Here is a 1031-nt window from a genome sequence, read left to right as displayed (position 1 = left end):
ATAAAGTAGTTTGACTGACTACGCACATCGCTGTGCGATTTTTAAAAACTGAATTAACAGGTACGTTTTGTCTTGTTTAGTTTTCAAAGATCATTTTGTTTGTCCGCTTTGTTAAAGCAACTTTATTAGTATACAACGTCACTTCTTCAAAGTCAACAACTTTTTTTAAAAACTTTTGGTGGAGCCTAGCGGGATCGAACCGCTGACCTCCTGCGTGCAAAGCAGGCGCTCTCCCAGCTGAGCTAAGGCCCCATAAAAAATGGTCGGGAAGACAGGATTCGAACCTGCGACCCCATGGTCCCAAACCATGTGCTCTACCAAGCTGAGCTACTTCCCGATTTCCTATCTATTCTATTAAAAGATATGGCGCGCCCGAGAGGAGTCGAACCCCTAACCTTTTGATCCGTAGTCAAACGCTCTATCCAATTGAGCTACGGGCGCAAAACTTAATGCCGAGGGCCGGACTTGAACCGGCACGGTAGTCACCTACCGCAGGATTTTAAGTCCTGTGTGTCTGCCAATTCCACCACCCCGGCGTGGATGGTATAGTTGGAGCGGAAGACGGGATTCGAACCCGCGACCCCCACCTTGGCAAGGTGGTGTTCTACCACTGAACTACTTCCGCAGACAGGATGTCCAGTTTTTCTAACTGTTATCCTATATAATGCGGGTGAAGGGACTTGAACCCCCACGTCATAAAGACACTAGATCCTAAGTCTAGCGCGTCTGCCAATTCCGCCACACCCGCGTAAAATGGTGAGCCATGAAGGACTCGAACCTTCGACCCTCTGATTAAAAGTCAGATGCTCTACCAACTGAGCTAATGGCTCTTCTACAAGAGACTTGAGTATTATATCATATAAAAGTGGTGCCGGCAAGAGGACTTGAACCCCCAACCTACTGATTACAAGTCAGTTGCTCTACCAATTGAGCTACACCGGCATAATGGTGGAGGATGACGGGCTCGAACCGCCGACCCTCTGCTTGTAAGGCAGATGCTCTCCCAGCTGAGCTAATCCTCCATAATTGCA

9 tRNA genes are annotated in these 1031 nt (G+C 48.1%); all 9 read right to left on the bottom strand.

Going from position 1 to position 1031, the window contains the following annotated elements:
* Window positions 1-176: 176 nt before the first annotated feature.
* The 9 genes from ACFC0B_RS40695 to ACFC0B_RS40655 all read right to left on the bottom strand — a co-directional run bounded on the left by ACFC0B_RS40695 (window position 177) and on the right by ACFC0B_RS40655 (window position 1022).
* A tRNA-Ala gene (locus ACFC0B_RS40695) sits at window positions 177-252 on the bottom strand.
* Window positions 253-260: 8 nt separating this feature from the next.
* A tRNA-Pro gene (locus tag ACFC0B_RS40690) sits at window positions 261-337 on the bottom strand.
* 27 nt (window positions 338-364) lie between these two features.
* Window positions 365-441 (bottom strand) — tRNA-Arg (locus ACFC0B_RS40685).
* A 9-nt stretch (window positions 442-450) separates the two neighbouring features.
* Window positions 451-536, bottom strand: a tRNA-Leu gene (locus ACFC0B_RS40680).
* Window positions 537-550: 14 nt separating this feature from the next.
* Window positions 551-625, bottom strand: a tRNA-Gly gene (locus ACFC0B_RS40675).
* A gap of 40 nt (window positions 626-665) precedes the next feature.
* A tRNA-Leu gene (locus ACFC0B_RS40670) sits at window positions 666-748 on the bottom strand.
* 6 nt (window positions 749-754) lie between these two features.
* A tRNA-Lys gene (locus ACFC0B_RS40665) sits at window positions 755-830 on the bottom strand.
* Window positions 831-866: 36 nt separating this feature from the next.
* Window positions 867-942: transfer RNA gene (locus ACFC0B_RS40660), tRNA-Thr, on the bottom strand.
* Between the two features lie 4 nt (window positions 943-946).
* A tRNA-Val gene (locus ACFC0B_RS40655) sits at window positions 947-1022 on the bottom strand.
* Between the last annotated feature and the right edge of the window lie 9 nt (window positions 1023-1031).

Origin of the sequence: Kitasatospora sp. NPDC056184 (assembly GCF_042268405.1) — a bacterium.
Lineage (GTDB): Bacteria > Actinomycetota > Actinomycetes > Streptomycetales > Streptomycetaceae > Kitasatospora.
Note: the sequence above shows the minus strand (reverse complement) of the source record. Positions and strands in the feature narration are given on the sequence as shown.